The sequence below is a fragment of the Acinetobacter sp. S4397-1 genome, from assembly GCF_024129285.1.
In the GTDB taxonomy this organism is placed as follows: domain Bacteria; phylum Pseudomonadota; class Gammaproteobacteria; order Pseudomonadales; family Moraxellaceae; genus Acinetobacter; species Acinetobacter lwoffii_C.
The window spans coordinates 1-14,430 of record NZ_JAMXXZ010000017.1 but is presented as its reverse complement, the minus strand read 5'-3'; the positions used below and the strand labels follow the sequence as shown (position 1 = coordinate 14,430).

The window sequence follows — 14,430 nt, the reverse complement described above, 5'->3', positions numbered from 1 at the left end:
ATGATTCCGCATGTTTCACGTTTACGCGAACTTTGGCGCATCGCCGCGCACTATAGACTCGACACGTTGTTTCCTGCGGAAGAGCTTCCAGAAAAAGCACGGCATGTCCTGTCAATCATCCGCATGCATCCGGCGGCCTGGTCCAGCAAGGAGCGTAAAAATCCGCTCAAGCTGAAACTGGCACTGGAAGAAATGGGGCCGCTGGCGATCAAGCTCGGTCAGCTACTGTCAACCCGCCGTGACCTGATTCCGCCTGAAGTCTTGCAACAACTGGTTTTACTGCAGGATCGGGTCAAGCCTTTTGATAATGAAGTCGCCAAGATGCGGATTCAGGAGTCCTTAAAGGCGGATGTAAATACCCTGTTCGCCCGTTTTGATATCCAGCCACTGGCAGCTGCCTCGATTGCACAGGTCCATACCGCTGCCCTACATGATGGCCGTGAAGTCATCGTCAAGGTTACCCGTCCCAATATTCGCCAGCAAATTTTACAGGATTTTGAAATTTTGCAATGGCTCGGCGATGCACTGGAAAAGCGTCTCGAAGCAGCACGTGCCTTGCATCTGTCCGAGATTATTCAGGACTATCGTCAGATTATTTTAAATGAACTGGATCTAACGCTGGAAGCTGACAACACCCGCCGCATGCGTCATTATTTTACTGGCTCCAGCATGATGTATGTGCCTGAAGTCTATATGGATAGTAAAGATGTGCTGGTGGCGGAGCGCATTACCGGGGTGCCGATTTCAGATATTGCGACCTTTGACCGGTTGGGCATGGACCGTGCTGATCTGGCACGTAAAGGCCTGACCATCTTTTTTACCCAGGTCTTCCGCGATAACTTCTTCCATGCCGACATGCATCCGGGCAACGTCTTTGTAGAGACCATTAATCCGGCCAATCCGCGCTTTATCGCCCTGGATTGTGCGATTATGGGCGAACTGTCCAAGCATGACCAGATGACCGTGGCGCGCATGCTGCTAGCCGTCATGAATAGTGACTTTATGCAGCTGATCCAGATTGTACATCAGGCAGGCTGGATTCCACCGGGTACTGATCAGGATGCGCTAGCCCGTGAAATGCGCCGTACTGTGGGTCCAATGGTGTCCAAGCCAATGCATGAGCTGGACTTTGCCGGTATTCTGATTGAAGTCATGGATATTGCACGCCGTTTCCATTTGGAAATTCCGCCACAGCTGATGCTGCTGTTAAAAACGCTGGTACATGTGGAAGGCCTGGGTACCGATCTGTATCCGGAACTGGATATCTGGAGTCTGGCCAAACCGATCCTGACGGATTGGATCAAGGCTCAGATGAATCCGCAGAAGAATCTGAAAGAACTCGGTCAGAAAATTCCGGATCTGCTGTTAGGCGCACAGGATTTACCGACCCTGATGATCGACAGCCTGAATAGTCTGAAAAACCAGTCGGCCTGGCATGCCAAACAGCTCAATGAATTGCAAAGTATGCGCCTGCAAATGGAACATCAGCAAAAGCGTAGCTGGATGTTTGGCAGCATCATGGCAATTCTGCTGTCAATTGCAATTATTTCACCTTGGTTCGTTTCGGTGATTCTGATTGTGCTGGCGAGCGTTCTGGCAGTCTGGCGAATTTCGAAATAATTTTTTAAATAGCCTGATTCGTCAGGCTTTTTTATGCTTAAATTATTGAAAAAATAAAACAAGAATATCCAAATGAAATATAGTTTTTTATGGGCACTGTATCGCCAGAATAGACAAAAAACCTTTCTCACTGCACTACTTTACAGCTTCCCAACATGGATAGATATTTTTTTCTATATCAACCAAACAGCCCATTGGCTTGCATGGTCCCCTGCTGCCAATACCACATTCTACCGCCTGATTCATAGTGACTATTTCTGGCTCATTATCAGCTTTAACCTGCTTCCGTTGTTATTTCTATTCTGTCTACGACAAACACAGCTAATACTAGCTTTAAAAATATGGATAGGTATTGCAGGTAGTTTGTTTCTAATTCATGCTTTTTACTGGCCAAGCTATCCTATAACCACGCTTTTGATTATTTCATTTAATCTACCTTTTTTAAATTTACGCAATAAAGAACTCATGCACACTTACATCAACCCGATGCCATGACTCTCAAGTCACCTTAGGACATATCTTGCCATTGGGTCTAAAGACGCATCGATTAAAATAAGCACACACTTCGCTGGTATGGGTTGAATCATGGTACAGATTTTACAAAAACGGGCGCCTGCGCTGACGATTCGTGCTGGCCATCTGGCACGTGAGCTGATTCTGAAAGAAGGTTTGCAACCCGAACAGGTCGATATTGTGCCAGGCGCTGCAGGCGGCCCCAAAGGTCTCGGCATTCAGGGGCTGGATCAGGCAATTTTTGGTGAGTTTTTTTCACGGGCGCCACAGCGTAGAACCTTGGTCGGTTCATCCATTGGCAGCTGGCGTTTTGCCAGTGTAGCTGCCTGGGGAGCCAAAGCAGGCACTGAGCGTCTTGCAGAACTCTATACCCATCTCTCTTTTCACAAGAAAATGACCCGTCAGGAGATCAGTGACATCTGTCGTGGCATGCTGCTAGAGCTGGTCCAAGGCAAAGAAGCCGATCTGGTCAATCATCCGGACTATCACCTGACTGTCTTGTCGATTAAAGCCCAGCACATTTTCCAGAGTGACAAAGCCTTGCCCCTGCTGGCTTCTGTGGCTGGAATTGTTGGCACAACGGCGGTCGCACGCAGGCATAGCCGTCATTTTATGCAACGTGTGATTAGCCAGCCAAATCTTGGAGAACAGTTTAAAATTGCCGATGATGGATTTACCACCCACTATCATACGCTGACTGAACAGAGTGTATTGCCCTGGCTGATGGCATCTGCCTCCATTCCGGGGGTGATGGCAGCGGTGAATAATATTCCGGATGCACCGCAAGGCTATTATCGCGATGGTGGCCTGATTGATTATCACATTGACCTGCCTTTCCAAAGCAAGGGGATTGTGCTGTATCCACATTTTACCGACAGTATTACGCCGGGCTGGTTCGATAAACTGTTTAAACGTACTGCACATCCGGAAAATCAGGCCCGTACCTTGCTGATTTCACCCTCTCAGGAATATCTGCAAAGTTTACCACTCGGCCGTCTGCCAGATCGTAAAGATTTCAGCTTAAAAGGTTTGGACCAAGCCCAGCGGATTCAGCTGTGGAAACAATGTATTGTTGAAAGTCAGCGACTTGGAGATGAATTTCTGGAACTGGTGGAAAAGCAGAATTTTACCGCTGTAATCCAAAACTTGTAATGGTCACGGTCTGCCCAAATTATTTGTATAATTACTTTAATTTTTTGAACTGTTGAGATTTATGCAGAAGTTTTTAGTGGTCCTGCAATATGCCTGTTTGGCTTTTGGTCTTTATCTGATTTATAGCGTTAGCATGTCGTTATACACCCAGCAATTTGAGCTGATGGAACTGGTGGCTGATATTGGTACGATTTTGATCTGTATTGATCTGGGCGTATTTTTATTTACCAGTCGCGGTAAACAAAGCATTAGCATGGAAGAGTATGCCAAACAGCTGGAACAGCCGCCATCCAAGCTGGTCTATGTAACCCGAAAGCTGGGCCATCTCGGTATTTTATTGATTATTACCAGCTGGATTGTACCGATGGTTAATTCATAAGTATGTTCCAATAAAAAAACCTCCCGATGGGGAGGTTTTTTGTCAAACTTAAAGCTTACTTAGAACCTTTAATTCCGGCTTGTAATAACAGCGCACCCAAACCACCGATCTTTTGCTCTTGCGGTTTAGCCGCTTGCGGTTTCTTGCCCTGAGGACGCTCAGTTTGCGGACGTGCATGCTGTGGACGTTTGCCTTGTGGCTTACGCTCACCGCGCTGCTCATTGTCACGGCGTGGCTGGCGTGGTGCTTTTGGCGCTTCAGAACCTTCAGGACGCATCGACAGATTCACACGGTTACGTTCAGCATCTACATTTAATACACGGACCTGAACAATCTGACCGGGCTTCACCACCTTGTGCGGATCTGCAACGAATTTATTGGCAAGTTCAGAAATGTGTACCAAACCATCCTGATGTACGCCAACATCAACGAAAGCACCAAAGTTGGTCACATTTGTTACCACACCTTCAAGCTGCATGCCTTCCGTCAATTGCGCCACTTCAGTAATATCATCACGGAATTTGGCAGTGCGGAACTCTGGACGCGGGTCACGACCCGGTTTTTCCAGTTCAGCCAGCACATCCTGAATGGTCGGCAGACCAAACTGCTCATCGACAAATTCTTCTGCATTAATTTGACGAATGATTTCAGTATTACCAATGATGTCTTTGACAGTTGTGGCTTTTGCTTCCACCATCTTGCTGACCAGCGCATAAGATTCAGGGTGAACCGCAGAAGCATCTAATGGTTCTGAACCCTGCTGAATACGCAAGAAACCAGCCGCCTGTTCAAACGTGCGCTCGCCCAGACGTGGCACTTGTTTTAGAGACTGACGGTTATCAAAACGGCCATTTTCCTTACGGAATTCTACAATTTGCTGGGCAATGGATTTGTTCAGCCCTGCGATATAGCCCAGAATGGCCGCAGATGCCGTGTTGACATCTACGCCCACCGAGTTCACACAGTCCTCAACTACGGCTTCCAGCGTTTTGGCCAGGCCGGTCTGGTTGACGTCATGTTGATACTGCCCCACACCAATTGATTTAGGATCGATTTTTACCAGTTCGGCCAAAGGATCTTGCAAACGGCGTGCAATCGACACTGCACCACGAATGGTCACGTCCAGATCAGGAAGTTCCTGAGCTGCCAGCTCAGAAGCTGAATACACCGATGCACCTGCTTCAGAAACTGATACGCGAGTCAGTTTCAAGTCGCTATTCGCTGCCATCATTTCAGCAACCAAGGCTTCGGTTTCACGGCTGGCTGTACCATTGCCAATTGCAATCAGGTCAACATTGAACTCACGGCATAAACGCGCCAGCTCTGTTAATGAACCTTCTTTATCTTCTTTTGGTGCAAATGGATAGATCGTGCTATGTGCCAGTACATCACCAGACTCATTTACAACGGCCAGTTTTACACCCGTACGGATGCCAGGGTCGACACCTAATGTGGTACGTGCACCTGCCGGAGCGGAAAGCAGCAGATGACGCAGGTTTTCAGCAAACACCTGCATGGCTTCAGCTTCAGCTGCCAGACGTTTTTCAGTCAGCAATGAGTGCTCAATAGTGGGGCGAACTTTACCGAGCCAGAACAGTTTGGCTGTTTGTTTCAGGAAGTCCTGACGGGCTGGTGGCTGAATCTGGTCCAGATTGTACTCGGTTTCAATACGTGCCAAAGGCGCATCATCTTCACCGTCGACCTTAAGACCCAGGACATTCTCCTGGCGGCCACGTAACATCGCCAGTAAACGATGGGAAGGCACTTTATTCAGGCTTTCAGAGAAATCGAAGTAGTCACGGAATTTTTTACCGACTTCTTTTTTCTCATCCGAGGCGACCAAACTTTTCAATACGGCAGTTTGCGCAAACATGGCTTTCAGTTCAGCCGTCAGCGCAACATTTTGTGCCCAGTCATCAATCAGAATATGCTGGATTGCATCCAGCTGACTTTCCGTATCCGGATAATCTGCATGGCTAAAACCGGTCAGTGCTTCCGCAGGATCAAGCTCCTCTGTAAAGATGCGCTCTGCAACAGGACCTAAACCGGCTTCTTTGGCCTTAAACGACTTACTGGTACGCTTTGGACGGTATGGCGCGTAAATTTCTTCCAAGGCATTTTTGGTTTCAGCCGCATTTACCCGTGCCAGCAAATCATCAGATAATTTCTCTTGTTCTTTGAGTGATTCAATGACCTTTTCACGGCGTTCATACAAATCACGCAAATACGCTAAACGTGTATCGAGCTGGCGTAATTGTGTATCGTCCAGGCCCTGCGTTACTTCTTTACGGTAACGTGCAATAAAAGGAACACTGGCACCCTCATCAATGAGTTTGATGGCAGCTTCGACTTGATTTGGACGCACGGCAAGCTCTTTTGCCAACTGCTGAACTAAGTCAGTCATCGTGTTTGATCCCACAAGGATAAGTACTAAATGGCATGATTATAAAGACCAAGACTATAAAATCCACAACTGTTTTCATTAATTTATGCAATAGCCATCTCAAGCAGTGCTGCATTTTCTGCTTTTCCTGATAAAGTTTGCATGAACTTTGTTTTTTATCTGGAGTCCAAGCGCATTTTTTTTCAATTTAGATGTATATATTTGGTATCTATGTCTTGATTTTAACTGCAATATTTGGTGCTTTAGAGCATAGTCAATGAATAGTCATGAATCGTATACTCAACGCCTGTTTTCAGTTTTGTTTACGACGACAATAAAGAATAAGGAGCATCTCATGAATTTAGTGGTACCTGCTGAAAAAACCGATGCCGTACAAAGCGAAACCGACCGAGTCGAACGCATCCTGGTTGTCGATGATGACGTGCGTCTGCGTACCCTGCTACAACGCTTTTTGGAAGATAAAGGCTTTGTAGTCAAAACCGCACATGATGCAACCCAAATGGATCGGCTTTTACAGCGGGAATTATTTTCTCTGATTGTGCTCGACTTTATGCTGCCGGTGGAAGATGGCCTGAGTATCTGTCGTCGTTTACGCCAGTCCAATATCGATACGCCAATTATTATGCTGACCGCACGTGGCAGTGATTCAGATCGTATTGCGGGTCTGGAAGCCGGCGCCGATGACTATCTGCCAAAACCGTTTAACCCGAATGAACTACTGGCACGTATTCGTGCGGTTTTACGCCGTCAGGTGCGTGAGGTTCCCGGCGCACCAAGCCAGCAGATGGAAGTAGTGAGCTTCGGTCCATGGTCTCTGGATCTGTCTACTCGTACCCTGACTCGTGAAGGTCAGGTGGTCACTTTAACCACGGGTGAGTTTGCCGTACTCAAAGCCTTGGTACAACATCCGCGTGAGCCTTTGACCCGTGACAAGCTGATGAATCTGGCACGTGGCCGTGAATGGGGCGCGATGGAACGCTCGATTGATGTTCAGGTGTCCCGTTTACGTCGTCTGGTGGAAGAGAATCCAGCCCGTGCGCGTTATATTCAAACGGTGTGGGGGGTGGGTTATGTCTTTGTTCCAGATGGTGCGGAGTAATTTTTTCGTATCAGAAAAAATAGGATGAGTTGTCCGTATCTATCTTTCTGATTTTGAATTGCGTGACAAACTCATTCGCAACTGTTTAAAGCAGGAAGTATTTATCTCTAATGTTTCTACGACACAGTGAGGATTTGCTGCAATTTGACGGGTTTTGCGATGAGCAGCTCTGCTCCGCAAGATGGTTGTGCCTACTTTTGCCAAAACAACAGTAGGTTGAACCGAAGCTTTCAACCTTTATCTCAATTCCAGACAGTTTAACTCCGCTAGGATAAGGACTTTTAATTGACTCATCATAATTTGCTGAAATCATAGCACAGGATTGCTCAGTGAAACTCGACCCCATCGACCCGCAAGAATTTACCGACTTTGTCCGTTACTCGGAAAAAAAACGCACCCGCTGGGAACGTTTTTTAGACAAGATCAAACCTCGTTCCGCCGCCCTGCGCACCACGGTACTGGTGGTTTTTGTGGTGCTGTTCAGCCTGTTTATGTCGATCTGGTTTTTTTGGCGTACCCTGTATCTGCCTGAAATCCAGCAGCATGCACGCTATTTGGCAGTTGAACTGGAAATCCTGAACAACCCGAATCTACGCCTGTATCATAATGATCAGCAAGTGGATATTGATGCCTATCTAAAAAATCGTCTCGGTATCGAGTACATCACTGATCCGGCGGAATATCCCAATATTAGGGAAAAAGTTATTGCGGAGTTTTTTACCAACCAGATTGAAACAAAGCTGGCCAAAGAGTTAAGAATCGAGCAGGCCACCGTCTATTTCCAGTTTAAGCCAAGTCCGCAGATCTGGATCCAAACACCTGAAATGGATGGCAATTGGGTACGTGAGCCTTTAAAAACCTATGCTAACTATAGTCCTGAGCTGATATGGGGCTGGCTGCTGGGAACACCGCTCATTGCCGGGATTATTATTCTGATTCTGGTGCGCCAGTTAAACCGCCCGCTACGTCGCTTGCAAGAGGCGGCCAACAGTTATAGCAATAGCGGATCGGCGCCCTATCTGGATACCAATCACGGACCACTCGAAATCCGCCAGGTGAACCATGCCTTTAACCAGATGATTTATACATTGGATCAGACCGAACGTGATCGCCGGATTATGCTGGCCGGCATCTCGCATGACTTACGTACTCCGCTTACCCGCATTCGCCTAAGCGCAGAAATGATGCCCGATGAGGACTTTTTAAAAGAAGGCCTGATTTACGATGTCGAAGACATGGATGCAATTCTGAACCAGTTTATTTCCTATATGCGCGACGGCTCAGATGAAGATTTGCAAGATACCAATGTCAACGCCCTGCTGCAGGAGCTGGTCACCCAGTTTAAGCCCTTAGACATCCATTTTAGTCCTCAAGACATTCCGCTGATTCAGGTGCGTAGCATGTCCCTGAAACGCTTGATTGGTAACCTGATTAACAATTCAAAACGCTATGGTGCCGAGCCGATCGAACTTTCTGCATTTTCAAAAGGCGACCGTCTGCTCATTTCTGTGGCAGACCATGGCGAAGGAATTCCTGAAGATCAGATCGAAGCCCTCATGCAGCCTTTTGTCCGGGGTAATTCTGCCCGCACTGTACAAGGAAGCGGCTTGGGCCTAGCCATTGTAAAGCGTATTGTCGATATTCATGCCGGTGAGCTGCATATCCATAATCGCCCCGAAGGGGGACTGGAAGCTGTTATTTCCCTTCCTTTGCACAAACCTGATTCAGACGCTTCTGCCCCTGCGAGTACGCTCGATAAAATCCGACAAACGCTCACTGAGCATTTTTAAGATTAGAACAAAAAATGATCAGTTGATTTTTTAGCTTTTCTATACAATGGATTTTATATGTATTTAATTCAACAACTTAAAAAACATCAAATATTCTTATACCTACATTTCGTTAAAAAATTAGACCTTAGCCTAACACCTATGCAAAATGTTTTTTTTGATCGGTACAATCCGTATCATAGTTTAAGAATTAATGAGAGTTGAAATGTCTTTAGATCGTATCCGTTTAGCCTCCCTCCACAATAAAGTCATCAGCCCAGAACAAGCCGCTGCATTCATCGAAGATGGCATGACTGTGGGTATGAGTGGCTTTACTCGCGCTGGCGAAGCTAAGGCAGTTCCTTTGGCTTTGGTACAACGTGCAAAAACCAATCCATTAAAAATCACCCTGATTACTGGTGCCTCGCTCGGTAACGATCTTGACAAACAACTGACTGAAGCAGGCGTATTGGCACGCCGTTTACCTTTCCAGGTAGACAATACCTTACGTAAAGCCATTAACAATGGCGAAGTCATGTTCATTGACCAGCACTTGTCTGAAACTGTTGAACAAATGCGTAACCTGCAGTTGAAAAAGCCGGATGTTGCGGTCATTGAAGCTGTTGCGATTACTGAAGATGGCGGCATCATTCCAACAACATCTGTTGGTAACTCTGCAAGCTTTGCAATTTTTGCAGAAAAAGTGATTGTAGAAATCAACACCAACCTCAGCCCGGCATTTGAAGGCTTGCACGATATTTATATCCCGACTTACCGTCCAACACGTCAGGCAATTCCATTGACTCAAGTGGACGAGCGTATCGGTACGCATGCGATTAATATCGACCCATCAAAAATTGTGGGCATCGTATTTAACAGCGAATTCCATGACTCTCCATCTACTGTGACTGCACCCGATGATGAGACTCAGTCTATTGCAAACCACCTGATCGCTTTCTTTGAACAAGAAGTGGCTGAAAAGCGTTTACCGAAAAACCTTGGCCCGCTTCAGGCAGGTATCGGCTCAATCGCTAACGCTGTATTGACGGGTCTGAAAGAATCTAATTTTGAAGATCTGGTGATGTATTCAGAAGTACTGCAAGACTGTACTTTCGAATTGATCGATGCTGGTAAAATGAAATTTGCTTCAGGTTCTTCAATTACACTTTCTGCAAAATATGGCGAGAAAGTATTTAACAACCTGGAACACTACAAAGACAAACTGGTTCTTCGTCCACAAGAAATCTCTAACCACCCTGAACTGGTTCGCCGTTTAGGTATTATCGGCATCAACACTGCGCTTGAGTTTGATATTTACGGTAACGTCAACTCGACTCACGTCTGCGGTACCAAAATGATGAACGGTATTGGCGGTTCAGGCGACTTTGCACGTAATGCGCACCTAGCGATCTTTGTGACTAAATCAGTAGCAAAAGGTGGCGACATCTCTTCTGTGGTTCCATTTGCCTCTCACATTGACCATGCTGAGCATGATGTCGACATTCTGGTCACAGAACAGGGACTTGCTGACCTGCGCGGCCTTGCTCCACGTGAGCGTGCGCGTGCGATCATCGACAACTGTGCACATCCAATGTACCGTGATGCCCTGAACGACTACTTCGACCGAGCCTGTGCAAAAGGCGGCCACACCCCTCATCTGCTTCGCGAAGCATTGGCGTGGCATTCTAACTTTGAAGAACATGGTCATATGCTGACTGCAGAAGTTGCAGTTAAAACAGCATAAGCTAAAGAAGCGAACCATTTAAAAACGCCCTGCGGGGCGTTTTTTTATTCCCCCCAGGTTTAAACCCTGCCATGCCGGTGCTGTTATTTGAGCTACAGATGCGGGCACTTTTGCTGAAGGACTTTAAATTCCGATTCTTCACCCTCATACTGAACTCAAGAGTCAAATCAGAGACATGCTATGCGCGTAGATATTTGGTCAGATGTAGTCTGTCCGTTTTGTTATATTGGTAAAAAACGTCTGGAAGCCGCTGCCGAAGAAGCCGGGATTGAACTTGAGCTACATTGGCACAGCTTTCAGCTCGACCCGGAAGCACCGCCTCGTCAGGAAATTTCCAACTCGGAGCGTCTGGCCCAAAAATATGGCCGTTCAGTTGCCGAAGTTGAAGACATGCAGCGCAATATCGCCGAGATGGCAACGGCGGAAGGAATTGAATTTAACTGGGAAGGTGCCAATTCTGGCAATACCCTGAATGCACATCGTATTATTCATCTGGCCCAAAGCAAAGGTTTGGGCAATGAAGCCCAGGAAGCCTTCTTCTATAGCTATATGACACAAGGTCTGGCGATTGGCGAGCGTGAAACCCTGGAAGATGTCGCTGCCCGGATTGGCCTGAACCCAGTTGAAGTCGATGACCTACTGGACTCAGATGAATATGCGGACTTCGTACAGTATGATCAGGAAATCGCGCGTGACCAGCTCAAAGTGACTGGTGTCCCGTTCTTTGTCTTTGATCAGCGTATTGCCCTGGCAGGTGCACAGCCCAAAGAAGTCTTCTTGCAGGTTTTGGCCAAAGCCTTGGAAACACCACACACTGGTTCGGCTGAGCAGTGCTCTGCTGACGCTTGTGACCTACCCAACCAGCCTGAATAAATAGGCCCCACTAAAAAACCCCCATTCAAGCTGGGGATTTTTTATAATAATTATTTATTGGTACCGCGCTTTATTCACATTTAATCAACCAGAAAACTAATCTTGAGATTGACGCGGTATTCGGTAATTTTATTGTCTTTAATTACAACTTTCTGCTCATTAATCCAAGCTCCCTGAACATTCTTGACGGTTTCCGTGACCTTTGCAATGCCAGTTTGGATGGCATCCTCAAAACTCTTATTACTACTGGAGTTGACTTCGACGACCTTTGCAATTGCCATGATAAAACTCACTGTAAACATGAATGAATGGTTATCTTAGACTGTTTTTCAGGCTGTACGTTGTTTATTAAACAAGCTATAGCAAACGCTTACAGGGTTCAAACAATACAATAAAATCGGGTTTGCTTCTACTTGGAGCTTCCCTAAGAGCCTCTCTATTACTTTGCACTTTTATCTCTCTTCACAGGTATAAAAAGCCTATAAAATCAGACTTGAAGCATAGAGCAAACACTCTAATTCATTGTTTTAAAAGTATTATTTTTCAAAAAAATTTACATTTTGCCGAATTGATCATTTTTTAATAATTGCCATTTGATATGATTTCTACGTTATTTCACTCTCCCATTCATTCTGTTCACGCTGTTGAACATGCTTATCTTAAAGGTCAACTTATGAACATGCTTAAATTTGCTTTGGCTACTGCAATCATGGCTGTTTCTATTCAAGCCTCAGCTCAAATTGCACAAATGGTTTATCTGCCAGACTTTCCTGTGAAAAAAGCTGAGACTGAAACCGTGCAGACAGAGCCTACACCTGTAGAAGATGAAAAAGCGGCTTAATGCTCAGGTATTTTTCATGTGTACAGGCTGAATTTTCAGCCTGTTTTTTTATACTCAAACAAGGCAAATGATGCCCAAATAAAAGAAGAATTTTCTCAAAATATCAACCTCTCCCCACTTTTTATATTTTCTATTGATTTTTATCACTTTTATTAACTTATATTCATTCAAAATTGCAGGAAAAGTACTCAACATCAGTTCTGAGTTATTGTATGATTTAATGCATCTACAACTCTTATAAATTTACTTTATTATTTAAATTTTGCCATGCATACACTTCAAGCTTTGGTTCAAGGAAAAGTCACACCTCAAATGATTTCTATTGATCATTTAATTGAAATGGCTAAACGTTATAACGATCCTCATTCCGCCGAATACAAACTGATAGAACTGGCCACCAATATATTGCTAGCACAGGCTTTGGACCAAGCGCTGAAACATGTCTAGAGAAATAAAATGAATGCTTTAGTAAAGGCAAAACTGATTAAAGAATTACATGAATTAGAGCAGGCACTGGATCATGACTCCCTCAGCCTATATGAAACCGCCTGCGCCAAGAAAAGAATTCATGACATTTTTAATTTGTGTGATGAACCTATTTTTAAAAGCCAGATTTTTGCTTTCAAAAGCCGTACCCAACCCGAACTGGCCGCCTATCAGTTTGTGGCCACCACCTCTTATCAACTCAGTTTTCGTGGCTATTTCCACAATGACACTGAGCTCATACGCAGTTTGAAAGCTTTTTCTGTAGCAGGCTGGGCATTTTTACATCATCCTCAGCAGGGCTGGCAGCTCTGGTTTATGCCATCGGCCGAGATGGAGCCGCAGCACAGTCCTTGGAATGATCTGGAAAGCTGTTATCACTGGCTATTGCAGCACCCCTGCTTTGATTTAAAACCAGATCAACAGCGCATGCCTTTGGGTCTACTCATTCCTTTCGCCGAACAGCCTGCTACCCCGGAAATTTCCCCTTATCATTTGAGCGATTCCCCATCACCTGTACATGCTTCAACCACAGGGATACAGACTATTCCCCTGCTCTCACAAGTTGTACAGGAAAGCTCCGAAACTCAGGCATCTCTCCTAAGCATGCAGCAAACCTCTTTGCCACACCCGGATACAGCTGTGTCGTATGAAGAGCTTAACTTTCCACTCAACCTGCAACTTGCTGATATGCAGGCGCAGGTACAGCCTCTGGAAATCTCTGATCTGGCGCGCTTATGTAAACTAGAGCTGGATCCTATTGTCGCACCGTGGCATGTCGATCTGGCTTTATATTATGCAGCCGAAGATCAGTGGCAAAACCAGCCCGTGTATTTAATTGAGCAGCTAGATGAACATGGGCAATGGTTGAAATACCTGATGCTTCTGGGTACTTCCAGCCTGCAACAGGCACAGCAGTGTATAGAACACTGGGAAAGTTTATATAAGCGACACTGTATTGCGATTAAATCCATTCAATGGACAGATATTGCGCAGATTTTTACCCAGTTTGATCTCTTATATAACCTCTATCATGATCAGGCTGAAACCTGCTGGACCCACGCTTCCTATCTGCCTTTTATCCCCGCTTCCTCAATCCATACCTCTAAGTTTATCCAGTTTGAGGAAACCCCGGCAGATTTTTCTACTCCACTTTTATTGTTGCAGGAACATCAAAAAATCCGGGTTATTCATGGTGAGCAACGCCTGTCCCTGAACCCGCAAGAAAAGACTTATCCATATTTACTCCTGAAGCGCAGCAAGCATCTCAACTGGCAGAAGATCCACCAGATTATTTTGAGTCTGCCCCAACCTCTCTCTGTACACACCCTATATACTGAAATTCTTACTCAAATCACTGAATAATTGATGTTATTTTGTAGTTTCACCTTGCTTTTTTTCCTTATTTTTTAGAAAACTACTATTGAAGCAAGAATATATAAGAGCAAAAAATTTCTCATGCAAATTCTCTGTACACGACAAATTTCACAGAACCCTTATCCTATCAGGGTTCTGCCTTCTTAAAATTGCCAAAATTTCCTTAAACTCTTCTT

At 45.5% G+C, this 14,430-nt stretch carries 13 protein-coding genes; 11 read left to right on the top strand and 2 right to left on the bottom strand.

Going from position 1 to position 14,430, the window contains the following annotated elements; genetic code table 11:
- The 4 genes from NI467_RS09550 to NI467_RS09535 all read left to right on the top strand — a co-directional run bounded on the left by NI467_RS09550 (position 1) and on the right by NI467_RS09535 (position 3,664).
- Positions 1-1,620 carry an AarF/ABC1/UbiB kinase family protein gene (locus tag NI467_RS09550; protein WP_253152627.1) on the top strand — a complete coding sequence of 540 codons (1,620 nt, stop codon included), beginning with the start codon at positions 1-3 and terminating at the stop codon, positions 1,618-1,620.
- 72 nt (positions 1,621-1,692) lie between these two features.
- Positions 1,693-2,115, top strand: a complete 423-nt coding sequence (locus NI467_RS09545) for a hypothetical protein (protein WP_253152626.1) — start codon at positions 1,693-1,695, stop codon at positions 2,113-2,115.
- A gap of 90 nt (positions 2,116-2,205) precedes the next feature.
- Positions 2,206-3,285 (top strand): patatin-like phospholipase family protein, encoded by a 1,080-nt coding sequence (locus NI467_RS09540; protein ID WP_253152624.1) that lies wholly within the window; start codon positions 2,206-2,208, stop codon positions 3,283-3,285.
- A 61-nt stretch (positions 3,286-3,346) separates the two neighbouring features.
- The gene (locus tag NI467_RS09535) at positions 3,347-3,664 is read left to right on the top strand and encodes a hypothetical protein (protein WP_151205673.1); all 318 of its coding nucleotides are present in this window, start codon (positions 3,347-3,349) and stop codon (positions 3,662-3,664) included.
- A 55-nt stretch (positions 3,665-3,719) separates the two neighbouring features.
- Here the strand turns inward: NI467_RS09535 and NI467_RS09530 are convergent, their stop codons facing one another.
- Positions 3,720-6,068 (bottom strand): Tex family protein, encoded by a 2,349-nt coding sequence (locus tag NI467_RS09530; protein WP_253152622.1) that lies wholly within the window; start codon positions 6,066-6,068, stop codon positions 3,720-3,722.
- Positions 6,069-6,402: 334 nt separating this feature from the next.
- On the opposite strand from NI467_RS09530, the gene ompR reads away from it, so the two are divergent.
- The 4 genes from ompR to NI467_RS09510 all read left to right on the top strand — a co-directional run bounded on the left by ompR (position 6,403) and on the right by NI467_RS09510 (position 11,553).
- On the top strand, positions 6,403-7,167 hold the full coding sequence (gene ompR / locus NI467_RS09525) for a two-component system response regulator OmpR (protein ID WP_151207397.1): 765 nt from the start codon (positions 6,403-6,405) through the stop codon (positions 7,165-7,167).
- A 329-nt stretch (positions 7,168-7,496) separates the two neighbouring features.
- Complete coding sequence (locus NI467_RS09520) at positions 7,497-8,957, top strand: ATP-binding protein (protein ID WP_151207398.1); 1,461 nt, start codon at positions 7,497-7,499, stop codon at positions 8,955-8,957.
- Positions 8,958-9,162: 205 nt separating this feature from the next.
- Positions 9,163-10,680 carry an acetyl-CoA hydrolase/transferase family protein gene (locus NI467_RS09515; protein ID WP_253152620.1) on the top strand — a complete coding sequence of 506 codons (1,518 nt, stop codon included), beginning with the start codon at positions 9,163-9,165 and terminating at the stop codon, positions 10,678-10,680.
- Between the two features lie 180 nt (positions 10,681-10,860).
- On the top strand, positions 10,861-11,553 hold the full coding sequence (locus NI467_RS09510; RefSeq protein WP_253152618.1) for a DsbA family protein: 693 nt from the start codon (positions 10,861-10,863) through the stop codon (positions 11,551-11,553).
- A gap of 80 nt (positions 11,554-11,633) precedes the next feature.
- On the opposite strand, the gene NI467_RS09505 is transcribed toward NI467_RS09510, so the two are convergent.
- Positions 11,634-11,834: a dodecin family protein gene (locus tag NI467_RS09505; protein WP_151205002.1), complete on the bottom strand. Its 201-nt coding sequence runs from the start codon at positions 11,832-11,834 to the stop codon at positions 11,634-11,636.
- Between the two features lie 392 nt (positions 11,835-12,226).
- On the opposite strand from NI467_RS09505, the gene NI467_RS09500 reads away from it, so the two are divergent.
- The 3 genes from NI467_RS09500 to NI467_RS09490 all read left to right on the top strand — a co-directional run bounded on the left by NI467_RS09500 (position 12,227) and on the right by NI467_RS09490 (position 14,242).
- On the top strand, positions 12,227-12,394 hold the full coding sequence (locus NI467_RS09500) for a hypothetical protein (RefSeq protein WP_171478843.1): 168 nt from the start codon (positions 12,227-12,229) through the stop codon (positions 12,392-12,394).
- A gap of 267 nt (positions 12,395-12,661) precedes the next feature.
- Positions 12,662-12,841 (top strand): hypothetical protein, encoded by a 180-nt coding sequence (locus NI467_RS09495; RefSeq protein ID WP_151205004.1) that lies wholly within the window; start codon positions 12,662-12,664, stop codon positions 12,839-12,841.
- 9 nt (positions 12,842-12,850) lie between these two features.
- Entirely contained in the window at positions 12,851-14,242 is a 1,392-nt protein-coding gene (locus NI467_RS09490; RefSeq protein ID WP_253152616.1) for a hypothetical protein, read from the top strand.
- Positions 14,243-14,430 lie beyond the last annotated feature (188 nt).